22 protein-coding genes and 2 other annotated features are annotated in these 22,770 nt (G+C 34.2%); of the genes, 1 reads left to right on the forward strand and 21 read right to left on the reverse strand.

Annotated features, from left to right (window positions below):
* Nucleotides 1-477: 477 nt before the first annotated feature.
* From rplT to D2K60_RS18510, 20 genes are all read right to left on the reverse strand, one after another.
* Complete coding sequence (gene rplT, locus D2K60_RS18415) at nucleotides 478-834, reverse strand: 50S ribosomal protein L20 (RefSeq protein ID WP_117170530.1); 357 nt, start codon at nucleotides 832-834, stop codon at nucleotides 478-480.
* A gap of 38 nt (nucleotides 835-872) precedes the next feature.
* A complete protein-coding gene (rpmI, locus tag D2K60_RS18420) occupies nucleotides 873-1,070 on the reverse strand; it encodes a 50S ribosomal protein L35 (RefSeq protein ID WP_117170531.1) in 198 nt (65 codons plus the stop codon).
* A 35-nt stretch (nucleotides 1,071-1,105) separates the two neighbouring features.
* Nucleotides 1,106-1,609, reverse strand: a complete 504-nt coding sequence (gene infC, locus D2K60_RS18425; RefSeq protein ID WP_117170532.1) for a translation initiation factor IF-3 — start codon at nucleotides 1,607-1,609, stop codon at nucleotides 1,106-1,108.
* Nucleotides 1,610-1,736: 127 nt separating this feature from the next.
* Nucleotides 1,737-1,864: a sequence feature (ribosomal protein L20 leader region), on the reverse strand.
* Between the two features lie 140 nt (nucleotides 1,865-2,004).
* Nucleotides 2,005-3,957: a threonine--tRNA ligase gene (gene thrS, locus D2K60_RS18430; protein ID WP_117170533.1), complete on the reverse strand. Its 1,953-nt coding sequence runs from the start codon at nucleotides 3,955-3,957 to the stop codon at nucleotides 2,005-2,007.
* 91 nt (nucleotides 3,958-4,048) lie between these two features.
* Nucleotides 4,049-4,281, reverse strand: a binding site (T-box leader).
* A 63-nt stretch (nucleotides 4,282-4,344) separates the two neighbouring features.
* Nucleotides 4,345-5,166, reverse strand: coding sequence for a sporulation protein YtxC (gene ytxC, locus D2K60_RS18435; protein ID WP_162880790.1), 822 nt, complete (start codon nucleotides 5,164-5,166; stop codon nucleotides 4,345-4,347).
* A gap of 103 nt (nucleotides 5,167-5,269) precedes the next feature.
* Nucleotides 5,270-5,677 carry a GNAT family N-acetyltransferase gene (locus tag D2K60_RS18440; RefSeq protein WP_117170535.1) on the reverse strand — a complete coding sequence of 136 codons (408 nt, stop codon included), beginning with the start codon at nucleotides 5,675-5,677 and terminating at the stop codon, nucleotides 5,270-5,272.
* Between the two features lie 150 nt (nucleotides 5,678-5,827).
* The gene (dnaI, locus tag D2K60_RS18445; RefSeq protein WP_117170536.1) at nucleotides 5,828-6,763 is read right to left on the reverse strand and encodes a primosomal protein DnaI; all 936 of its coding nucleotides are present in this window, start codon (nucleotides 6,761-6,763) and stop codon (nucleotides 5,828-5,830) included.
* 11 nt (nucleotides 6,764-6,774) lie between these two features.
* On the reverse strand, nucleotides 6,775-8,148 hold the full coding sequence (locus D2K60_RS18450) for a replication initiation and membrane attachment family protein (protein ID WP_117170537.1): 1,374 nt from the start codon (nucleotides 8,146-8,148) through the stop codon (nucleotides 6,775-6,777).
* Between the two features lie 60 nt (nucleotides 8,149-8,208).
* On the reverse strand, nucleotides 8,209-8,676 hold the full coding sequence (gene nrdR, locus D2K60_RS18455; protein ID WP_117170538.1) for a transcriptional regulator NrdR: 468 nt from the start codon (nucleotides 8,674-8,676) through the stop codon (nucleotides 8,209-8,211).
* A gap of 46 nt (nucleotides 8,677-8,722) precedes the next feature.
* The gene (locus D2K60_RS18460; RefSeq protein WP_117170539.1) at nucleotides 8,723-9,103 is read right to left on the reverse strand and encodes a cytosolic protein; all 381 of its coding nucleotides are present in this window, start codon (nucleotides 9,101-9,103) and stop codon (nucleotides 8,723-8,725) included.
* A 162-nt stretch (nucleotides 9,104-9,265) separates the two neighbouring features.
* Nucleotides 9,266-9,643 (reverse strand): adenosylmethionine decarboxylase, encoded by a 378-nt coding sequence (gene speD, locus D2K60_RS18465; RefSeq protein WP_117170540.1) that lies wholly within the window; start codon nucleotides 9,641-9,643, stop codon nucleotides 9,266-9,268.
* A 306-nt stretch (nucleotides 9,644-9,949) separates the two neighbouring features.
* Nucleotides 9,950-10,540 (reverse strand): dephospho-CoA kinase, encoded by a 591-nt coding sequence (gene coaE / locus D2K60_RS18470; protein WP_117170541.1) that lies wholly within the window; start codon nucleotides 10,538-10,540, stop codon nucleotides 9,950-9,952.
* A gap of 64 nt (nucleotides 10,541-10,604) precedes the next feature.
* A complete protein-coding gene (gene ytaF, locus D2K60_RS18475) occupies nucleotides 10,605-11,240 on the reverse strand; it encodes a sporulation membrane protein YtaF (RefSeq protein ID WP_117170542.1) in 636 nt (211 codons plus the stop codon).
* Between the two features lie 97 nt (nucleotides 11,241-11,337).
* Nucleotides 11,338-12,171, reverse strand: a complete 834-nt coding sequence (gene mutM, locus D2K60_RS18480) for a DNA-formamidopyrimidine glycosylase (protein WP_117170543.1) — start codon at nucleotides 12,169-12,171, stop codon at nucleotides 11,338-11,340.
* A 15-nt stretch (nucleotides 12,172-12,186) separates the two neighbouring features.
* A complete protein-coding gene (gene polA, locus D2K60_RS18485) occupies nucleotides 12,187-14,820 on the reverse strand; it encodes a DNA polymerase I (RefSeq protein ID WP_117170544.1) in 2,634 nt (877 codons plus the stop codon).
* 172 nt (nucleotides 14,821-14,992) lie between these two features.
* Nucleotides 14,993-16,387 carry a two-component system histidine kinase PnpS gene (gene pnpS, locus D2K60_RS18490; protein WP_117170545.1) on the reverse strand — a complete coding sequence of 465 codons (1,395 nt, stop codon included), beginning with the start codon at nucleotides 16,385-16,387 and terminating at the stop codon, nucleotides 14,993-14,995.
* Nucleotides 16,384-17,082, reverse strand: coding sequence for a response regulator transcription factor (locus D2K60_RS18495; protein WP_117170546.1), 699 nt, complete (start codon nucleotides 17,080-17,082; stop codon nucleotides 16,384-16,386). The genes pnpS and D2K60_RS18495 overlap by 4 nt, the downstream gene beginning before the upstream one ends.
* A gap of 1,023 nt (nucleotides 17,083-18,105) precedes the next feature.
* A complete protein-coding gene (gene icd / locus D2K60_RS18500; RefSeq protein ID WP_117170547.1) occupies nucleotides 18,106-19,377 on the reverse strand; it encodes an NADP-dependent isocitrate dehydrogenase in 1,272 nt (423 codons plus the stop codon).
* Between the two features lie 62 nt (nucleotides 19,378-19,439).
* Complete coding sequence (citZ, locus tag D2K60_RS18505) at nucleotides 19,440-20,555, reverse strand: citrate synthase (RefSeq protein WP_117170548.1); 1,116 nt, start codon at nucleotides 20,553-20,555, stop codon at nucleotides 19,440-19,442.
* An 87-nt stretch (nucleotides 20,556-20,642) separates the two neighbouring features.
* Nucleotides 20,643-21,107: a DUF441 domain-containing protein gene (locus D2K60_RS18510; protein ID WP_117170549.1), complete on the reverse strand. Its 465-nt coding sequence runs from the start codon at nucleotides 21,105-21,107 to the stop codon at nucleotides 20,643-20,645.
* A gap of 112 nt (nucleotides 21,108-21,219) precedes the next feature.
* On the opposite strand from D2K60_RS18510, the gene ytvI reads away from it, so the two are divergent.
* The gene (ytvI, locus tag D2K60_RS18515; protein WP_117170550.1) at nucleotides 21,220-22,338 is read left to right on the forward strand and encodes a sporulation integral membrane protein YtvI; all 1,119 of its coding nucleotides are present in this window, start codon (nucleotides 21,220-21,222) and stop codon (nucleotides 22,336-22,338) included.
* A 26-nt stretch (nucleotides 22,339-22,364) separates the two neighbouring features.
* Here ytvI and D2K60_RS18520 read toward each other — a convergent pair whose 3' ends face one another.
* The gene (locus tag D2K60_RS18520) at nucleotides 22,365-22,757 is read right to left on the reverse strand and encodes an FxsA family protein (protein WP_117170551.1); all 393 of its coding nucleotides are present in this window, start codon (nucleotides 22,755-22,757) and stop codon (nucleotides 22,365-22,367) included.
* Between the last annotated feature and the right edge of the window lie 13 nt (nucleotides 22,758-22,770).

Below are 22,770 nucleotides of genomic sequence, written 5' to 3' on the forward strand. Positions count from 1 at the left end.
AACTCAACAGATTACTTCGCTCTGAAAATCCACTACGCTTTCCGCAGGCACGTCTTCAGCTAACTTGGAAGAAAGACACTTCCAAGTGGATCTTCAGATCGCGCTGTTCCTGCAGGAGTCGTAGTGGATTTTCATCGCTGGTCAGTAATATGTTTATTGATGAATTTGCTTTATCAACGATAACAGACCTTTTCGAACATTAAGTTCTTTCTAGCGAAGGAAGCAAATGGTCGACTCTCCAGCAGGAACAGCACGGGCTGAAGATCCACTCGGAAAGCGATCTTTGCTTATCCGAGTTAGCTGAAGCCGTGCCTGCGGAAAGGGAGACCATTTGCTTCCGTAGCGGATAAGGGGCTTCTGGTACGTCGCAGTTTTCATCTATTACGTCGTTTTAAAACAAATTGTATTACTGTAAGCACCTAATAAAAAGAAGAACTACTTTCTCACGATGAGAAAACAGTTCTTCTTTTAGTAAAACTATTTTAAAGCAGTTTTTGCTTGGTCTGCAATTTGTGTGAAAGCTTTTTCATCACTAACTGCTAATTCAGCAAGCATTTTACGATTAACTTCGATACCAGCTAATTTTAAACCGTGCATTAAACGACTATATGAAAGGTCATTTAAACGTGCAGCAGCATTGATACGTGTAATCCATAATCTACGGAAGTCACGTTTCTTGTTTCTGCGGTCACGATAAGCGTACTGACCTGATTTCCATACTTGTTGCTTTGCTACTTTAAATAGCGCATGTTTTGAACCATAATATCCTTTTGCAAGTTTTAATATGCGTTTGCGACGCTTGCGTGTAACTGTTCCACCTTTAACACGTGCCATTGTAATTCCCTCCTAGATATATCAACGAATTCCATTTTTTATTTGTATGGTACCATTTGTTTGATGCGTTTGTAATCACCGGCAGAAACAACTGCGCTTTTACGTAATTTACGTTTTTGTTTTTGTGACTTGTTAGCAAACAAGTGACTAGTATATGCGTGTGAACGTTTCAGTTTTCCTGAACCTGTTCTTTTGAATCGTTTTTGTGAGCCTTTATGTGTTTTCATTTTTGGCATGATTAGTTCCTCCTTCAAAACATTTAAGCTAATTCTTATTTTTCGTTTACTGGTGCAAGCGTTAAGAACATGCTGCGACCTTCCATTTTTGGTCTTTGCTCAATTGTGGAAAGATCTTTACATTCTTCAGCCATGCGTACTAATACTTTCTGTCCTAATTCTTTATGGGTGATCGCACGTCCGCGGAAACGAATCGAAACTTTAACCTTGTCACCTTTATCAAGAAACTTTCTAGCATTGCGAAGCTTCGTATTAAAATCATGTTCTTCTATCCCAGGACTTAAGCGTACTTCCTTAAGATTAATGATTTTCTGTTTCTTACGGGCTTCTTTTTCTTTTTTCTGTTGTTCAAAACGGAATTTACCAAAGTCCATTATTCTACACACCGGCGGTTTTGCTGTCGGTGCAACAAGAACAAGGTCTAATTCTCTTGTTTGAGCAATTTCCAATGCTTCTTGACGAGTTTTAACTCCAAGTTGATCCCCATTAGAATCAATGAGTCGCACTTCACGTGCTCTAATTTTCTCATTGACGTTCATATCTTTGCTAATAATCAGCCACCTCCGTGAATTTTTAAAAGCGTCATGATTTATGATCGATTACTATTATTTTAAAAAAGTAATCTTGACCTTTACCAACAGCCATCTGACAAGCTAGTTAATTATATGCATAAAAAAAGTGTCGGTACACACTGCACCCACACACATCTTCTGTTTAATAATCAGAATGTTAACCTGGAAACTACACTTTACATGCGTCAATCAGGCGAGAAGCGGGTGCCTCTACTTGTCTTTCGATCATATTCAATTTCACTTATAAAATCATAACATGCTATTATAGTGCTGTCAATTATTTTATTTTCACTGCGTGTTCTTTACAAGATAAAAGACAGATGTCAAAACAACATCTGTCTTAAATTAAATATAACCTTATTTTACTTATGATGCAATACTTTTTCTTCTATCTCTTTTTTTATCACTTTAATAAATTCGTCTAAACCTATTGTCTCAGAATCTTGCTCACCATATCGCCTAACATTAACTGCCCCATCTGTCATTTCCTTATCGCCTACAATAAGTGAGAAAGGAATCTTTTGTGTTTGCGCTTCACGTATCTTATACCCAATTTTTTCATCACGCTCATCTACATCCACACGAATACCAGCAAATCGCAATGCATCTTCCACTTTTTTCGCATAATCTGCGTGAACGGATGCAGATACAGGTATAATTCTTGCTTGTATTGGTGAAAGCCATGCTGGAAAAGCACCTTTGTATTCTTCAATTAAGAACGCTACGAAACGTTCCATCGTTGAGACGACACCACGGTGAATAACGACAGGACGATGTTCCTTACCATCTTCACCAATGTAAGTTAAGTCAAAACGCTCTGGAAGATGGAAGTCCAATTGAACAGTTGACAATGTTTCATCTTTACCTAAAGCTGTTTTTACTTGCACATCTAATTTTGGACCATAAAACGCCGCTTCGCCTTCTGCCTCAACAAATTCTAAATTCATTTCTTCCATTGTTTCTTTTAAAAGTGATTGAGCCTTATTCCACATTTCATCATTATCAATATATTTTTCTTTATCTTCTGGGTCACGATAAGATAAGCGGAAATAGTAGTCATCGATACCGAAGTCTTTATAAACATTTTGTACTAGCTCAACTACACGAATAAATTCATCTTTTAGTTGATCCGGTCTAGCAAAGATATGTGCATCATTTAATGTCATTGCTCGAACACGTTGTAAACCAGCTAATGCTCCAGACATCTCGTGACGGTGCATCATTCCTAATTCTGCAATACGAACTGGCAGATTACGATAGCTATATAGTTGATTTTTATAAACCATCATATGGTGCGGACAGTTCATCGGACGTAACATTAAATCTTCGTTATCCATTTCAAGTATTGGGAAGTTGTCATCTTTATAATGATCCCAGTGCCCACTGGTTTTATATAATTCAACATTTCCAAGGATTGGTGTATATACATGATCATAGCCAAGACGTTCTTCTAAATCAACAATATAACGTTCTATTGTACGACGGATGGTTGCACCTTTAGGTAACCATAAAGGTAAACCTTGTCCTACTTTTTGAGAAACTGTAAATAAATTTAATTCCTTACCTAACTTACGATGATCTCGTTCTTTTGCTTCTTCACGAAAACGAAGATAGTCATCTAAGTCTGTCTTTTTAGCAAACGCTGTTCCATAAATGCGTTGCAACATTTTATTATTGCTATCACCACGCCAATAAGCACCCGAGATACTCAATAATTGAAAGACTTTAATTTTACTAGTTGAAGGAATGTGAACACCTCGACATAAATCAAAGAATTCACCCTGTTCATAGATTGTTACAGTTTCATCTTCCGGAATAGCATCTAATAATTCTAGTTTTAAGTTATCACCAATTGCTTCAAAACGCTTTTTGGCTTCATCACGTGAGACTTCAACACGAATGAATTCTACATTTTCATCAATAATTCGTTGCATTTCTTTTTCGATTTTCGGTAAGTCTTCTGGTGTAAGTGAATGGTCCATATCGATGTCATAATAAAAGCCATCCTCAATAGTAGGACCAACACCTAATTTAACGTCATCACCGTATAACCGCTTAATAGCTTGAGCCATTACATGTGCGCTTGAATGACGCATAATCTCTATACCTTCATCTTGTTTATTCGTAATAATTGCAATTTTACCATCTTTAGGTAGGGCTGTGCGTAAATCAAAGAATGTGCCATCTAAAGTAACAGCTAATGCTTGTTTTCTTAAACCTGGTGAAATTGATTGTGCAATATCTTCTCCTGTCGTACCTTGAGGAAATTCCTTATTTGCTCCATCTGGAAAAGTAATAACTAATTGATCTGACATGTGATTCACTCCTTATATAAAATAAATAAAATGATAGCAGAGCGCGTATTGAAAAAGTCCATATAAAAACGCTTATCCCTCTGCCTCATAGCAAAGGGACAAGCGTTAGCTCGTGGTTCCACCCTAATTTCCGAATCAAAAACGTTCGATTCAGCTTCATTTGCCCTGTAACGTAGAGAATACGCTGTGTTCTAATCACTAATTTAGCTTTCAAACCCAGAGTTCAAAGGTGGTAATTATTGTAGACTGAACAGGAAGCTCCCAGCAAATACTTCCTTCTCTATAGATCGTCTTACAAAATCAAGTCCTTATCAATACTTTTATGCTTCTTAATATGACTTGTATTATAAAGCTATCCACTGAAAAAATCAAGCATGTATCTAAAATTTAAACAAGTGCGAATGGAAAATCACTTAACGGTTTAAATGTAACCTGTTCTTCAAATATATTCAGCAATGAAACTGTTTTACTCTCTAATGGATCATCACCATAAATATAAATGAACTTCGGCATTAAAGCTAATAAAGGTGTTAAGTTTAATTCATTTTCATCTAATCCAACGATATACATTGGTTCTTGCTTAATTAACATCTTTAATTCTTTGGTTGTGTATAAGTGTCCATCTTCTCTATAAAACAAGAACTTTTTTTTCCTTTGCACCATATAGACATTTTCACATTTACTTGAACTGTTAGCTACATATTCACGTATAGCATGTACGAAGTATTGATATTCCTCTTCTTGCTTCCATTCATCAATTGCTCTGCCTACAAGCTCTAATAAAATAGTGTCAGCTGCTAGTTGATTAGCCTGTACACATGCCTCATAGTCTAATACGCCATCTATTGTGTACTGGCTAAACCATTCAAAAATTGTTTCTTTTATTTCATTTGAGGTTGTAAAAAAAGAAAGCTCATCCCCTAAAATCATTTCCATTGCTATTTCTAGAATATGATCTATTTCTTCATCATTCTGATAGTAATAATTATAACGTATTATTTCTGAAATATGCTCTTTTTTTGTATGTGTCATCCATAGTTCCATTAATAAGAGCGCAATCGTATTATCAAGCTTTTGAAAAGAAAACTGCTCCTTTATTTCAAAATAAAACCCCCCTTTATGTTCCAAATGCCAATCAAATTCATAATAACTTAGCTTTTTGCTAAACAACTTTGCGTCTTGCTCTTTTTCCAAATACACATTTAACATGTCCCTCATCCTCATCACAATCAAACTGTTACATTATATGGGACTAGTGATGAAAACATGCTTTTTTACACTATAAAAATCTGTTACATAAAAAGCTTCACTATTATAGAAACAGCGACATGCCTGGTGAATCCATATCTCTTTCCTCAAATCCGAATTTTTGATAAAAATGTTGTTTTCCTTTAGCACTAAATAATTGAACCGATTTTATCCCTGAACTATCACACTTATCAAGAAGAGCCGTGATAACTTTTCTTCCAATTCCCATTCCTTGATAATTCGGATCGACCATAACATCACATATGAAAGTTTGATATATTCCATCTGAAAGAATTCTACCAAACCCTATTAAATTATTATTACAATAAATAGAGACAGTATGCCAACTATTGCAAATCGCACTAAAAAGCTGATCATATGTATATATACCAGCTTTATTCCATCCCGTCGTTTGATGCAATTTTATGAAATCATCTTTTTTGGGTGATCGTTGACTAATTGTTATATTCATATTTTAACACCTCCGAATTCAGTTAATATTTATACATAATAACTTATAATTATACGTTGTCAATATATTCATTAAAATTAGTGCATAAAAAAACCGAGGAGGATATCAATCCAACTCGGTCTTTTTGTGTCGTACATGTTTAAAAGCAGGTTATTCTCCTCTACGATTTTCAGAAAATATCGCGACTTCTTTACTTACTTGCTTAATCCGCTCTATGATTCTACCTGCCTTAAGTTCCTCAATATCACCTTTAGTTGATGTTGCTAAGTGCTTTTCTAATTGAGCTAAACTAAAATTAGAACTAAAAAACACTGGTAAGCGTTCCATCATACGATACTGCAATATCGATCCTAAAATCTCATCACGAAACCAAGAAGAAATTGATTCAGCACCAATATCGTCTATCATAAGTACAGGCACCTTTTTAAACTTTTCTACTTTTTCATTTAATGAATCATCTTTGAATGAAGACTTGATTTCACGAACAAATTCAGGCATATAAATTAACATAGAAGCAATGTTTTTTTCCGCTAACTCATTTGCAATAGCACCTAAAAAGTATGTTTTACCTACTCCAAAAGGACCGTAAAAGTACAAACCTTTTTCAGGTAGCTCACCACTTATTTTACTAATATACGTGACAACTTCTCTAATCGCTTTATGTCGTTTTTCATCTTTATCATCCAATTTTGCAATTGACGCTTGAAGGATATCTTTTGGCATATACAAGCTTTTAATTAAAGATGATTTTCTTTTTTGTTCTTCTTGCTGTAATGTGTACTTACATTTCTCATAAGCTAAACGAATTTCTTTACCGTCTATTTCTATCCTTGGTTTATATCCTGGCAATACATTATTAGCACAGCCATTTGTTGGACAATTAGAACAGTCCTTATTTTGTGAATGATATTCGTATAATTTCATTAATTGTCTTTCGATATCTTTATTAGATAAAAGCGGATGGTCTCCTAAAAGCTTTTTAATTTCAGGATCTTGTAAAACCTCTTGCTTCATTTCTTTATAAAAGGTTTGAAAAGACTGATTTTCCCTCATCCATTTTTTTAATGAAGTTTGAATTGGTTCCATGTGCACCATCCTTAAGAATGATTTGATTTTTGCTCTTTATATTTACGTAACAATTCACTAACATCTTCTTTTTGCTCTATATCACGAACAGTTTTTTCTTTTTCTTTAGCAGCTTGTGTTTGCTTCTGTTCCTTAAACCAATCTGGCACAACCTCTTTTTTTCCGGCTGGCTTATAATAAGACTTTTTATTGTTTCCCCATTCTTGATACTTGTTATGTTCGGATTTTGCTAGTGTAATAGCTTGTCTAACTGTTTTCACATTTTTTCTAGCCCAATGGCTAGCTATTTTCTCTACATATGATTTTGTTAACTTCATATCTGTTTTCAGAAGTACATAATGGATAAGTACGTTCATAACACCAGGTGATATGCCATGTAATGACATTACATCAGCAACTATTTTTAAATCTTGTTGAGAAGCGTGATTTCCACTAGATAAATCTTCTAATAATTGTTTTGGTGTTCTTTCTTCTAACATTTGCATAAATTGATCTTGCTTATTTTTTGGCTTGTCTTCCTTTTTTGTATAATTCGTTTTTTGATTCACTAAATTCTGAGCATGTTTTGGTTGAGCTTGCATACTTTCTGATAAATCCATACAAGCAGTTTTAAATTCCTTGTGATTGAGACTATTCTCATCTGTAATGGCCCACAACAATGCTTTTTCAATTTCTAAATTAGTCAAATGATATAATACGCTCATTTGCTCTATCAATTTTATATTAGATGCTGTCAGAATTTTATTAATCGGTAACATTCGCTGCTTCAATAACTGTGCCAACCAATCCATGTCAATTGTTTGATTGCCAATCATAGGCCCATCACTTTCATCATCTACAGATAAACCATCTGATACTTCGACTATTGCATTTGCTTTATTCCTACTAAAAACGTCTGTAAAGTGTGCCGTAACATTAACACCTTTATCCTGCGTTGTCACTTTTTCATCTTTAAATATATGATATAACTGATCATATTTATCAGCTCCCAGTTGATGGTACAACAACTGGGACAACATACCATTTTCAAAGAATGAAACTGGCGAACAAGGTGGCAATAATTTATAAGTGAATTTAGTCTGGTTTTCATCATCATATTGAAATGTTTGTAATATGCCGATCGCCTCTAATTTTTGTCGTGCTTCATAAATTTGAGGAAGAGGTATATTTAAATACTGCATCAACATATGGTGTGTCTGGACATCATTTGGATTTGATGTACTAAAGAATTGACTTGATAATGTTAAGTAGAGTGAAACTGCATGAAGACCAACTAATGGCTGATATAATTGCATTAAAGCTTGAAGGTGTGCTTGTGTAAGTTGTTGTTCGGACATTATTACGTACCCATGACCTGGTAGTAATTTTCCAATATGTTGTTGCATTATTTCCCCCCTCTCCTTCTATTTTGAAAGAAAAAAAGAGCCGCGTGGCTCATCTATAATCTACGACTTATCATCTGAATTATTGATTAAATCCTTTAATTCATCTAGGAACACACTAATATCCTTAAATTGGCGATAAACAGATGCAAATCGTACATATGCAACTTCATCAATTGATGAGAGTCGGTCCATAATTAATTCGCCAACTTCTTGACTTTGTACTTCTGCGGTACCACGACTCCTTAATTCGTCCTCTACTTCCATTGTAAGTTGTTCCAATTGTTGCAGTGCAACTGGACGCTTCTCACATGCTTTAATCAACCCACGAAGTAATTTTTCTCTACTGAATTCTTCTCTAATTCCCTCTTTTTTAACAACAATTAAAGGAACTTCTTCAATACGCTCAAAAGTTGTATAACGAAAATCACATTCTTCACATTCACGTCTTCTTCTGATCGCCCGACCTTCTTCTATTGGCCTCGAATCCAGTACTCTTGTGTTTTTATATTGACAATTTGGGCACCGCATCTGTTATCATCCCTATCATTTATTCCATCTATCTTTGTGTGTAATTCTAATCAACAAGTGTCATTTCTTTTTTTAGATCAGCATAAAGCTTAGGAATTAGTTTATGACTATATCCTAGGTCAAAAGGTAGAACGGACTCCGTTGTAACTGAGAAATCAACCGCTGTTCGAAATGGTTTTACCATGATAATGGTTGCAGTAATAAAAACCTTTTTCCGAAGTTTAAGGTTGCAGCTAATTTCACCATGCTCATCTGATATCGCAATTATTTCGCATCCTGGCTTACTCTTAAAATAAGCTTCTACTATCTTAAATGCTCTATCTTTTGTCGTTTTAAAATAGCGTGTTTGTAATTGTTTGTCCCAATGTTTGTCTTTTGTTTCCGAATGATTGTTAAAAAACTTATCAATTGATTCTCTAATCGCCATATACTGCACCTCAATATCTATAGTTACACATTATATTCTTCTACCATTATTCTAACATGTTTCCTATAAGAAAACGATATCAAAGCGTTTATTTTTTTGTTTTACTAGATAAAAAAACCCTTTTACTGTTTATTCCAGCAAAGGGGCTGCAAATCAAATTATTTAAAGAACATTATATTTAGGTACTTGAATTGGACCCATACCACGTGGCAATTCAACTTTTTCACAATTTCCAGACTCTAGTGCTTCTGAAATGTAATCACAAGCAACATTTGGATCAATAATATCTCCGCATGTAAATACGTCAATACTTGCATAACCATGTTCAGGAAAACTGTGAATCGTTAAATGCGACTCTGAAATAATTACTACACCACTAACACCATGTGGAGCAAACTTATGAAAAGCAACTTCTCTTATCTCCGCACCTGCTTTTAAAGCCGCGTCAACAAATATCTTCTCTATTTGTCCCATATCATTTAAAGTATTTATATTACAATCCCACATTTCAGCAATAACATGTCTACCCATTGTATCCATTCGATAATTCCCCCTTATTTATTAATTCATTTCTCTTTTAAATAAACCTGGATGAGTTGCCACGGGGGAAAGTTAGTCCAAAGAGGTCCTAACCCTTTAAGCATTCATTAATGCACCTATTTAAAATATTTGCTATTAGTATAACATATTTATAATGTATTATTTATCATAAGCACATGCAAACGAATTATATATGTTTTTTAAAAGTTTGGCAAGATTTTTTTTGCAAAAATAGTCTTTTGACTTCCTTTATTTTTCCCTAAATCCACAAAATAAAACCTATCTTAGCAAATTGCGTAGATAGGTTTATATTTGATTTATATACTTTTCAAATTGCCTTTTTGTATCTTCTACTGAACCATTATTATTAATAATAACATCTGCATTCTCCGCTTTTTGATCTAACGGAATTTGAGCGCGTATACGACTGATAGCATCATATTCTGATAAATCATTGCGTTTCATTAATCTAGTTAATTGTGTTGACTCCTTAACAAAAACCACCCAAACTTGATCAACCAAAGATGTTAACTTACTTTCAAATAGTAATGGAATATCTAAAACGATTATTTTTTCTTGCGCATTTACATAAGTATTTTTTTGCTTAGACATTTCCCTTTTTACAAAGGGATGAACAATTTCATTTAATTTTTTTATTGCAACTTTATCTTGGAAAACAATATGACCTAGTTTTTTACGATCAATCATGCGATTGGATTGTAAAATACCCTCACCAAATGCTTCAACTATTTTAAAATAAGCTTCTTTATCAGGTTCAACAACTTCTTTTGCGATGACATCTGCATCAATTATTGGTATTTGTTTTTCTCGAAAAAAATTAGCTACTGTACTTTTACCTGAAGCTATTCCTCCAGTTAATCCGATTATTTTCGTCATCGATCATTATCACCCTTGTCTATCGTTTTCATGGTTTTCATTTTGATTCAAGTAATTGATATCTTCATCCAATCATTTTCACAACACCTATGATAATTAAAATTAAACCTGGTAAAAAGTTAAAACGATGTAATCCTTGCCATCCTGATAGAATTACACCACTTTTCAACCCAAGTGATAAGAATAAACTTGTAGCTACACCGATTCCAATCGCAGAGAGAATAACAGGTAAACCAATTAGAGCTGCTCCAATTCCTGCGCCTAATGAATCAAGCGATAAAGCTAAGCCAAGAATAAACACTTCAATTCCAGCTATATTCCCGGATTCATCCATATCAGCCATCATTGGTTTCTTAAGAATTTGAATAACGATGCCAAGTGATTTAATTTCAAATTTAATCTCATAAGGTTCCGTTTTTTCGTGAGAACTATCCGAACGAAAAAATGATACAAGCACCCATATGCCAATTAATACGAGTAATCCTCCACCAATCATCTCGGCACTTTTTTCAGATAGATAAGATCCAAGCCAATCCCCAAGTGCCATAGCACAGAGGAAGACTGTTCCTGAAATTAAACCAATCATGATTACAGATTGAAATGCTAATTTCATCTGACGTAATCCATACGTAAAAGCTACCATAAAACTATCTAAGCTAACTGCACAAGCCAACAATAATAGGGTTGATAATTCTTTCATACAACACAAGCCCCTTCATCATACAAATTCATGTTAAAACACATGAGTAGTATATGGAAGGTCCAAAACAGTTGTGCAAAAAGATTGGGTCAATCGCCTATTCCTTTATAGGTTGGCATATTGTACATAGATGTGTACCTCTGCCTGCAACTTTTATTTTAACAATTGGTTCACCACAACGTTTACACGGTGTATTCTCTTGTCCATAAGCAAATAACTGTTGCTGAAACATTCCAATTTGGCCTTGACTATTCACATAAGAACGAATGGTTGTTCCACCTTGTGCAACAGCTTCTGTTAGTGTTTCTTTTGCATGTTTCAACAGACGTTTTATCTCAGCTTTATTAAGTTCAGCTCCCTTAGTTAAAGGGTGAATTTGAGCCTTATATAACGTTTCATCTACATAAATATTACCTAGGCCCGCTATAACTTGCTGATCTAACAAAATATTTTTTATCGCCCTTTGGCTTTTATGAATCTTTTCATATAACTTATCAAACGTGTATCCTTCTTCAAACGGGTCTGGACCAATTTGGTTTAATGGTTTTACTAAGAACTCTTCTCCTTTTGGATACAAGTGCATTGTTCCAAATTTACGAACATCTTGGTAACGTAATTCTTTTCCGCTTTCAAAATGAAAAATTACATGTGTGTGCTTCGTTACGGGAGTATCTTGTTCAAAAACACCATATTTACCTTCCATACGTAAATGGGAAACAAGCGTATAGTTTGTTAACTCAAACAATAAAAATTTACCTTTTCGATGAATATCTAAAATTGTTTCACCCTTAACTAACTGACTGAAGATTAGATGGTCATCTGGTTCTTTAATGATTTTTGCCCAATTAACAGTTACAGCTTCAATTTTTTGATTGACAACCATCTCTATTAACGTTTTTCTAATCGTTTCCACTTCTGGTAATTCTGGCATGCATTTCTACCTCACTTATTTTGCATCAAACCACGTCTTGCCATACGCATAATCAACCTTTAATGGCACAGATAATGACACAGTATTTTCCATAACCCTTGGGACTAGTTCTTTTAATATCTCAATTTCTGTTTCAGGTGCCTCTATTATCAATTCATCATGTACTTGTAATAACATACGTGCTTTCAAATTATTTTCTTTTAGTGCAAGTTCTAAGTCGATCATTGCTTTTTTTATAATATCTGCTGCACTACCTTGAATCGGTGTGTTCATTGCTGTTCTTTCTGCAAAACTACGGAGATTAAAATTACGATTTGTGATATCTGGCAAATAACGTCTGCGCTGCATAAGAGTTGTGACATACCCTTTTTGTTTCGCTTCTGTAACGATCTCTTCCATATACGTTTTCACACCTGGATAACTGTTAAAATAGCGTTCGATAAATGCTTTTGCTTCTTTACGTGTAATTCCAAGATTCTGTGATAAACCATAGTCACTAATTCCATATACAATACCAAAATTAACAGCCTTTGCTTGACGGCGCATATTGCTGTCTACGTCCTGTGCGTCTACATGGAATACATCCATTGCTGTTCGCGTATGAATATCCATGTCTTCTTGGAATGCTTGTACTAATAATGGATCCTTTGAGATATCAGCCAACACACGTAGTTCAATCTGCGAATAATCTGCCGCGAAAATCACCCAATCTTTTTCAGAAGGAATAAAAGCTTTTCTAATTTTCTTTCCTTCCTCTAGCCGAATCGGAATGTTCTGCATATTAGGTTCTGTCGAGCTTAATCGTCCTGTTTGAGTAAGCGCTTGGTTAAAACGCGTGTGAATCTTTCCTGTATCGGGATTCACCACTTTCAAGAGTCCTTCGATATAAGTTGATTGTAATTTTCGTAACTGTCGATATAGCAATAGCTTAGGTATAATCGGATGCTTTTGTTTTAATTGTTCCAATATATCCGCTGAAGTCGAATACCCTGTTTTCGTTTTTTTAATAATAGGTAATTCTAACTTTTCAAATAAAATGGGCCCTAATTGTTTAGGGGAGTTTAAATTAAAGTCTTCACCTGCAAGTTCATGTACTTCAATTTCAATTTTATCTAAACGAATTTTCAATTCTTTTTGCATCACATTTAGTTGATCTTGATCTATTTTAACACCTGTGGCTTCCATTTTACCTAAGATAACCGCCAACGGTAATTCTAATTTATACAATAGCTCAATCTGTTGATTTGCTTCCAGCTCTTCTTCTACCTGTGTTTTCAAAGCAAATAACATCATTGTTTTACGTCCGATATGATTCGCTAATTGGTCTTGACTTGGGACTTGTAGTTTAGCACCTTTACCGTAGACTTCTTCATCAAAAAGCACTTGTTTTTGCCCCATGCGATGACTGATCGCAGGAATGGTATGATGATTCTCTGAAGGATCTATTAAATAAGACGCTAATAATAAATCAAACGTAATTCCACTAACGACAATTCCATGATTTAGTAAAGAAACTGTTACTTTCTTTGCATCAAATACCCATTTTTCTTTATCTGGATCTTCCGCCCATTGTTTAAATGCATCTGATTTAACAGCAATCTCCGTTGGAATGAAATATTTGTGATCCTTATTAACAATCCCAAAACCTTCAATAGGTGCAATGTGATAATTATCCGTTAATATCTCCACCTCTAGCGCCTCTACTCCAGTAAATAGGGATGCTGAAACGTTATCTAGTATTTCTATGCTAACATCTTCAAGTGCTTCTTTCTCTTCTACAATGACTTCACCAGTTAATTTGGTTAATAGTGAATTAAATCCCAAGTCTTTAAACATGGCACTCAACTTATTCGTATCGTATCCAGAGTAAAGCGTATCTTTTAATTCCACTTTTATTGGAGACTCACAATTGATTGTTACTAATTGTTTACTCATAAATGCATCATCTTGATGATTTTCTAACTTTTCTTTTAACTTTTTAGCAGTAACTGATTCTACATTCTCAAAAACTTTCTCTAACGTATTAAATTGATTCAATAATTTCACTGCAGTTTTTTGACCAATACCTGGAATGCCTGGTATATTATCTGAACTATCACCCATTAGAGCTTTCATATCAATAATTTGGTCAGGATTGATTTCCATTTTCTCTTTCATAAATTCTGGTGTGTATGTATCAATATCACTTAACCCTTTTTTGGTTAATTGTACTTGTACACGATCCGTTACAAGTTGCAACATGTCCTTGTCACCAGAAATAACACGAACATCAAAAGATTCCTGTTCAGCAACTCTAGCTAGTGTGCCAATGATATCATCCGCTTCATAATTAGGTAACTCATAATGCTTAATTGAAGATGCATCAAGTAATTCTTTTATTAAAGGAAATTGTTCTGATAATTCTGGTGGGGTCTTCTGTCTTCCACCTTTATATTCTTGATACGTTTCATGACGAAATGTTGTTTTTCCTGCATCAAATGCTACAAGCAAATGTGTTGGTTTTTCTGTTTCTAAAATTTTCATCAGCATTGTTGTAAAACCATACACTGCATTTGTATAAACACCTTTATCATTATTCAGTAATGGCAGAGCGAAAAAAGCGCGATACAGAATACTATTACCATCTATTAATACTAATTTATTGGTCATTGTTGATTAGGGCCCCTTCCAAATGTTCACGAAATTCTTTTTAATAATGTCAATTATATTCTACCATGTTTAATTGAAAATAGAAAAAAATCACTGTCTAACAGATAATCTTCAATATGTATGATCGTCATTCATATATTTATTCAAAAAAAAAAAGCTCTTCAGCCTTTTTTTAATCTTTTAATATAAATTTTTTGTTGACTGGAACTTTCACAGAAAACGTTGAACCTTCTCCTACTTTACTATCTAATTTAATTGTTCCATTATGTGCTTCGACAATATGCTTCACAATTGCAAGACCTAAACCTGTACCACCAGTATTTCTACTTCTTGCTTTATCTACTCGATAGAACCTCTCAAATACGCGATTCATTTTATCTTCTGGTATGCCAATTCCTGTATCAATTACAGTAATATGCAAGTTATCAACGACTTTCTTTACTTCCAAAGTAACTTTTCCACCAACGGGCGTATAACTGATCGCGTTATTCAATAAATTAATACATACTTGTTTTAACCGATCGAAATCTCCGTCTATTATTAAATTAGGTTCAAGATTCGTTACTAACGTAATTTCTTTTCTTGTTGCTGGTTGTTGTACGATCGGTGTTATTTCTTCAAGCAATTCCGATATATTGACCTTTTCATAGAGAATATGCATCTCATCTTTCTCTAATTTCGATAATTCTAATAAATCATTAACTAATGCTTGAATCCTTTCACTTTCTTTGTAGATAATTTCTAAAAATTTATTTCGAATCGCATCATCATCCATACTCTCATCTAATAAAGTTTCTGCAAAACCCTTGATTGACGTAATAGGCGTTTTTAATTCATGAGATACATTCGCAACAAAGTCTTTACGCATTTGTTCTAGACGCTTCAATTCTGTTATATCATGGAAAACTAATACTGCACCTTTTAGTTCATTTATTTCATTAAAAATTGGAGCACCTCCAATTTCGATGTAAAGTTTTTCAACTTCCAGTGAAATCGTGAAGGCATTTTTAACTTTCTGTTCATATAAAAAGGCTTCCTGTACCGCTTTATAAATTCTTTCTTCTTCTAACACATCATAATATAGATAACCTATATAATCTTTCGTCTTTTTACCAAAAATTTTCAAAAATTTACGATTTACCAGGTGGACATAACCACGTTCATCAATCAATATTACGCCACTTTCCATATTATCGATCACCGTGCGTAATTGACTTCCTTGAATCTTTTCTTGTATCGTCATTTCTTGCAAGTTTCTCGCAAGTAAGTTAATTGCATTACTCAATCTACCTGCATCCCCATAATGATTTTCATATGTTCTTGTTTTATAATTTCCCTTCACTAATTCCTCTGCTACAGATGCAGCAGAACGTACAGGTTTAATATAGCGATCAAATAATTGATAAATAATAACTAAAAAAATTATAAAACTACCTAGTAATGTTAAAAAAACAATGATCTGATCATTTCCTGAGACAAGTGGTAACATAATAAAACCAATACTACACAACATCACTGTAACAACAGCTACGTACGTGAAAAATAAACGAAAATTGGTTTGAATCATGAAAAAGGTTCCTCCATTTTATAACCAAGTCCTCGTATTGTTTTTATATATACAGGATGTTTGGTATCAGGTTCAATTTTATCGCGTAAATGACTAACATGCACATCTACAATACGAGTATCACCGACAAAATCATAATTCCATACGGAACTTAAAAGTTGGTCACGAGATAAAACCTTCCCTTTGTTCTTTGCCAAATATAATAGAAGTTCAAATTCTTTTCGAGTGAATGAAAGTGTCTTATCTCGAATAATAGCTTCGTATTGTTCAGGATAAATCGAAAGTTCTGAAACTCTTATTACTGGTGGATCAAGTTCGGTTTGCTGTTTATTTGATCTTCTTAAAATTGCTTTTATTCTAGCTACAACCTCTTTTGGACTAAATGGTTTTGTTAAATAATCATCTGCCCCTAATTCCAATCCTAATACTTTATCAAACTCATCATCTTTTGCCGTTAACATTAAAATTGGTGTCTCGACTTTTCTTTGTCGTAATAATTTACAAACCTCTGTACCTTCTAATTCAGGCAACATTAAATCTAATATGATTAGATCAAACATTCCTGTTGTTGCCTTCTCTAAACCCTCGGTTCCTGTATAGGCAACCTCCGTTTTAAAACCTGATTTTTCAATATTGTATTGTAACAATGTTACAATCGATTCCTCATCATCAACAATTAGTATCCTTTCGTTCATTGTAAAAACCCCCAGTTTTTCTGTCTAAAAAAAATAGATTAATAAATGAAAATCATTCCCTATATGTAAAACTTATCTTTCTTCATCATACATGGAAGCTAACTGTATGTGAATAGAATTAGCACATAAAGTAGTCTTTCCTAATGTAAAATTTTATTTACAATTTATAGTTTAATTAATATAATTACTTTTTTGAAGAAGGAAAAATTAAAAGCACCGAATTAACGTACTGACTATCTGTTTCTCATTCCATCAAAAAAATTATCCACAGAATAAAAAATCATTTGTTTATACAAGGGAAGTAAGAACACACTTTTCGATCTAGTAGTACTATTGTACCAAAACGATATCTTTTATCGCAATTCCCATCAACTACGACATAATGAGCTTGTTACCTGCTACGTCAGCAAAGGCTTTCGCTTTCCGTGGGCACAACCTAAAGCTTCATATAGAAGCAAAGAGCGCCTCTATAGAGGATCTTCGGTTTGTGCTGTTCCCACAGGAGTCTCAAGCCTTTGCTTCCTTCGCGCATATAGTGCCAATTCATTGCTTTACTGGAAATTACAGGTATAATAAACAGCTTGATAAATGAGCTGTTAGCTAAATCAGAAAGTGAGGTGGTCAAAATTTCCAGATAATAAAAAGCTATTTTACTGAATGATTACAATCTCTGTATTATTTCTTCTTACAAGTTAGGTGAGAGTAAAAAAATAAGTCATTTCTGCGTTTGTTATTATTACAAACCAGCGGAGTAAGCAAATGGTCGACTCTCCAGTGGGAACAGCACGGGCTGAAGATCCACTTAGTAAAGCGTTTTTTGCTTTACTAAGTTAGCTGAAGTCGTGCCCACGGAAAGGGAGACCATTGGCTTACGTAGCGTGTCTAGAGTAATTGATTTTTGTTTGTGATAAGAGGGGTACGTCGCAGTTTCTATCAAATACGACGTATATAAATTTAACCAAAAACAGAAAAAACAACCTCTTTTAACGTGTAAGAGAGGTTGTTTTTTATTGCATTTAATAATCAATCCATGTTATTAATTAATGCTGCACCAAATTCTGATGTTTTAACTTCTGTAGCGTTTTCCATCATACGAGCAAAGTCGTATGTCACTACTTTTTCACTAATCGTTTTATCCATTGCTTTCGTAATTAACTGAGCTGCTTCTTTCCAACCTATGTGTTCTAGCATTAATACAGCAGATAAAATGACTGATGAAGGATTCACTTTGTCTAAACCAGCATATTTCGGTGCTGTTCCATGAGTTGCTTCAAAGATTGCATGCCCTGTTTCGTAATTAATATTTGCTCCAGGAGCAATACCAATTCCACCAACTTGAGCTGCTAATGCATCTGAAATATAATCACCATTCAAGTTCATTGTTGCAACAACTTCAAATTCTTTAGGTCGCGTTAAGATTTGTTGTAAGAAGATATCTGCAATTGAATCTTTGATAATAATTTTGCCAGCTTTTTCAGCTTCAGCCTGAACCTTATCAGCCGCTTCACGACCTTTTTCTTCAACAATTTTATCATACGCAGCCCAAGTGAAAACCTTGTCACCATATTCTTCTTCTGCTAATTCATAGCCCCAGGTTTTGAAAGCACCTTCTGTAAACTTCATTATATTACCTTTATGAACCAAAGTAACACTCTTTCTACCTTCATTAATTGCATAATCAATTGCGGCACGGACTAGGCGCTTTGTACCTTCTGAAGATACAGGCTTTACACCGATTCCAGATGTTTCAGGGAAACGAATATTCTTAACTCCCATTTCATTCTGCAAGAAGTCAATTACCTTTTTCGCTTCAACCGAACCCTGTTGCCATTCAATACCTGCATAGATATCCTCTGTATTCTCTCGGAAGATTACCATATCTGTATCTTGAGGACGTTTAACAGGTGATGGGACACCATCAAAGTATCGAACTGGTCTTAGACATGTAAATAGATCTAATTGTTGTCTCAGTGCAACATTTAAAGAACGAATCCCTCCACCAATCGGTGTTGTCAGGGGTCCTTTTATAGCAATTTTATATTCACGTATCGCATCCAAAGTCTCCTCTGGTAACCATTCTCCTGTTCGATCGAAAGCCTTTTGACCTGCATATACTTCTTTCCATATAACAGATTTTTTACCTTGATATGCTTTCTCCACTGCGGCTTCAATCACTTTACTTGAAGCTGCCCAAATATCAGCGCCAATACCGTCGCCTTCAATAAATGGAATGATTGCGTGATCTGGAGTATGTACTACACCATTTTCTACTGTTATTTTTTCACCTTTAGACATTCTATTACCTCCTATAATTACTATCATATAAAATAAGTATATTTAAAGCTACAATAGCTAGCTTATCTATCCTGTAGTGCTATAAATGGTTGGCTGATTGGCCCGATATATTCAGCGCGTGGACGAATCAAGCGATTGTTATCGTACTGTTCTAAAATATGTGCTAACCAACCAGAAGTTCTACTCATTGCAAAAATTGGAGTAAACAAGTCATGTGCTATACCAAGACTATGATATACAGATGCAGAATAAAAATCCACATTAGCTGGTAAACCTTTTTCTTCTTTAATATACGCCTCAATTTTAACAGACATCTCATACCACTTAGATTGGCCTGTTACTTCTGTTAATTGTTGAGACATTTTTTTGAGATGTTTGGCTCTTGGATCACCCGTTCGATAAACACGGTGTCCCATTCCCATAATTTTTTCTTTCTTTTCTAATTTTTCTTGTATATAAGGTATAGCATTATCTACTTCTCCTATTTCAGTTAACATTTGCATAACCTGTTCATTAGCCCCACCGTGTAATGGACCCTTTAAAGCACCGATAGCCGCAATAACACCTGAGTAAAGATCAGACAATGTAGCAACACACACACGTGCTGTAAACGTAGAGGCATTTAATTCATGGTCAGCATGGAGAACAAGTGCCTTATTGAATGCTTCTACTTCAATAGCCTGAGCTTCTTTTCCTTTTAACATATAAAGAAAATTTTCAGCATAGCTAAGTCCTTGTTTTGGACTAATCGGCTCTTCACCCTCTCTTATACGAGAAAATGCAGTAATTACAGTGGATATTTTGGCTTGTAACCTGATTGCTTTTCGTAAATTAGCTTTCGGCTCCATGATGTCTACCTCTGGATCAGATAAACCCAATAATGAGATAGCAGTACGTAAAGCAGCCATTGGTTGAATAGTAGAAAGGTCATACATATTAAAAAATTTAATGACTTCATCTGGAATAACCATATTAGAAGTCAATTCATTTTGAATCTTAATTAATTCTGATTGTGTTGGAAGTCGTTTATGCCATAGTAGATAGACAACTTCCTCAAAACTAGAATGTTCTGCAAGATCATCAATTTTGTAACCCACATAGGTCAATTGGTCATCAATAATTGAACTAATCGATGATTCTGTAGCAATGACTCCCTCTAGGCCTTTTGTAGTTGACATTGCATTCCACTCCTTTACTTTTACATTTTTATTCAGTTAACTAGAATCATTATTTTCTAAATCTGATCGACTTATATTCCAGTTCATTTATGGTATAAAAAAGTCTACAATACGCATAACCATGTAAGCAATGCCAGCTCCAATTAATGGCCCAACTGCTACACCCTGAAATAAAACTACAGCTAATATAGTACCCATAACAAGTGCAGTCGTTAAATGTGGGTCATTAGCTAATAAGTCCAGTCCACCCTTAGCTACAATAGCCACAAATGCGCCAGCTCCAAGAGCGATCCAACCATAGTAAGATTTCACACTTTCGAGTAAGTCTTTAAATCCAATATCTCCATTTGCAATTGGTATTAGTACAGCTATTGTAATAATGGTAACTCCCCACAACATTCCTTTATCTTGTATATAAGGAAATAATTTATCATCCATCTTAAAAAGCTTCATACCCAACAATACATAGACCGCTATCATAATTGATTGGTTTTTTCCTATGTAACCTAATGCAAATAATACTAATAAAAACAATGTTGATTGATTTATCATAGCCGTGACGCCTCCACTTGCGTTACCAATAACGGCAAACGTCGATTAATTTTTATATTATCACATAATATACACAAATGGAAAATATCTTTATGTATAAGGGAGGTTACACATGATTCCTCAACATGTAATGGCTCGTATTATTCGTTTATTCTATGTCGCTTTACTAGTCTTTCTTTCTATTATCTTTCTTTCTATTTTAATTAGATATACCTATCCATTTGTTATCGCTTTTATTATTGCTTTATTATTAAACCCATTGGTTACGTTTATTGAACAAAAGTGGCATTTACACCGTACTTTAGCAAGTTTATTGACACTTTCAATTATAGCGACACTTTTAATTACATTTGTCATGATCTGTATGCTCGAATCGCTTCAAGCACTGCTGTTTTTAGCCAAATATATCCCTGCACATTTCCAAGAATTTTTACATTATCTTCAGGTATGGATTGATTCAACAGTTTTGCCAATATACGAAAGATTATTGCTTCGATATGAACATTTACAATCTGCACAGCAAACTACTATTTTGAAACAATTACAACAAACAATAAGTAACATTGCTGCAAATGGTTCTGCTATTTTAGAAGATTTCTTTATTACAGCAACAAAATTTATTAGAGGTCTTCCAAACTTATTATCTGTTTCTTTTTTTATTTTATTAGGCACCTTTTTTATTAGTAAAGATTGGTACAAGCTTCAACGCAGATACCATAAAATAATACCAGATAAATTTCAAAATAAGATGACGTCCGTAACCAAGACATTTAAGCTTACATTGATTCGTTATTTTAAAGCACAGCTCATACTAACTTTAATTTCTACAACACTTATTTTTATAGGATTACTTGTAATAAATGTTGAGTATTCTTTTACACTTGCGCTTTTAATTGGCATTGTTGATTTTATTCCATATCTGGGTACTGGATTATTCTTTATCCCTTGGATTGTCTACCAATTTTTTAATGGAAATTTTGATTTAACTATCCAATTATGTGCGTTATACATGATAGTTATAATCCAGCGGCAACTGATGGAACCAAAATTATTAGCCTCCCACATTGGGGTTAACCCACTATGGATGCTGATCGCAGCTTTTGCATCCTATCAATTAATTGGATTGTTTGGTGTTTTTGTTGCACCGGTAATCGTTATGTTTATGCAAACATTATCTCAAACTGGTATTCTTCATTACTTGTGGCATTTTATTTATGAAGGGAAAGATTAACTTTAATTAAGGTTTTGTCAGCGATTTTAACGTCTAAATATTGTGATTGTTCCTTTATCCAACATTGTTTGTAACACATTACGTAGCCACCGTTTAATCGGTGTTCTTGTTACAGGAAACAACAAAAGAAAACCTATTGCATCGGTAATAAAACCAGGCGTTAATAGAACAATTGCACCTATTAATATACAAATACCATCAAAAATTTGTTCAGCAGGTGCTTGACCATAACTCATTTGTGTTCTAGCTTGATTTAATGTTTCCAAACCTTGTTTCTTAGCTAAAGCAGCTCCCATAATTCCAGTTATGACAATTAAACCTATTACCCACCATGTACCGATGTATCCTCCAGCCCAGATAAAAATACCAATTTCTAACGCTGGTACAACTAAAATAAATAGTAACAACCATCGAAACAAATGATTACACTCC

It is taken from the genome of Paraliobacillus sediminis (genome assembly GCF_003426055.1).

Coding starts and splice junctions, on each gene's coding strand:
- rplT (WP_117170530.1), bottom strand. CDS start 834: ATGGCACGTGTTAAAGGTGGAACAGTTACACGCAAGCGTCGCAAACGC.
- rpmI (WP_117170531.1), bottom strand. CDS start 1,070: ATGCCAAAAATGAAAACACATAAAGGCTCACAAAAACGATTCAAAAGA.
- infC (WP_117170532.1), bottom strand. CDS start 1,609: ATGAACGTCAATGAGAAAATTAGAGCACGTGAAGTGCGACTCATTGAT.
- thrS (WP_117170533.1), bottom strand. CDS start 3,957: ATGTCAGATCAATTAGTTATTACTTTTCCAGATGGAGCAAATAAGGAA.
- ytxC (WP_162880790.1), bottom strand. CDS start 5,166: ATGTTAAATGTGTATTTGGAAAAAGAGCAAGACGCAAAGTTGTTTAGC.
- D2K60_RS18440 (WP_117170535.1), bottom strand. CDS start 5,677: ATGAATATAACAATTAGTCAACGATCACCCAAAAAAGATGATTTCATA.
- dnaI (WP_117170536.1), bottom strand. CDS start 6,763: ATGGAACCAATTCAAACTTCATTAAAAAAATGGATGAGGGAAAATCAG.
- D2K60_RS18450 (WP_117170537.1), bottom strand. CDS start 8,148: ATGCAACAACATATTGGAAAATTACTACCAGGTCATGGGTACGTAATA.
- nrdR (WP_117170538.1), bottom strand. CDS start 8,676: ATGCGGTGCCCAAATTGTCAATATAAAAACACAAGAGTACTGGATTCG.
- D2K60_RS18460 (WP_117170539.1), bottom strand. CDS start 9,103: ATGGCGATTAGAGAATCAATTGATAAGTTTTTTAACAATCATTCGGAA.
- speD (WP_117170540.1), bottom strand. CDS start 9,643: ATGGATACAATGGGTAGACATGTTATTGCTGAAATGTGGGATTGTAAT.
- coaE (WP_117170541.1), bottom strand. CDS start 10,540: ATGACGAAAATAATCGGATTAACTGGAGGAATAGCTTCAGGTAAAAGT.
- ytaF (WP_117170542.1), bottom strand. CDS start 11,240: ATGAAAGAATTATCAACCCTATTATTGTTGGCTTGTGCAGTTAGCTTA.
- mutM (WP_117170543.1), bottom strand. CDS start 12,171: ATGCCAGAATTACCAGAAGTGGAAACGATTAGAAAAACGTTAATAGAG.
- polA (WP_117170544.1), bottom strand. CDS start 14,820: ATGACCAATAAATTAGTATTAATAGATGGTAATAGTATTCTGTATCGC.
- pnpS (WP_117170545.1), bottom strand. CDS start 16,387: ATGATTCAAACCAATTTTCGTTTATTTTTCACGTACGTAGCTGTTGTT.
- D2K60_RS18495 (WP_117170546.1), bottom strand. CDS start 17,082: ATGAACGAAAGGATACTAATTGTTGATGATGAGGAATCGATTGTAACA.
- icd (WP_117170547.1), bottom strand. CDS start 19,377: ATGTCTAAAGGTGAAAAAATAACAGTAGAAAATGGTGTAGTACATACT.
- citZ (WP_117170548.1), bottom strand. CDS start 20,555: ATGTCAACTACAAAAGGCCTAGAGGGAGTCATTGCTACAGAATCATCG.
- D2K60_RS18510 (WP_117170549.1), bottom strand. CDS start 21,107: ATGATAAATCAATCAACATTGTTTTTATTAGTATTATTTGCATTAGGT.
- ytvI (WP_117170550.1), top strand. CDS start 21,220: ATGATTCCTCAACATGTAATGGCTCGTATTATTCGTTTATTCTATGTC.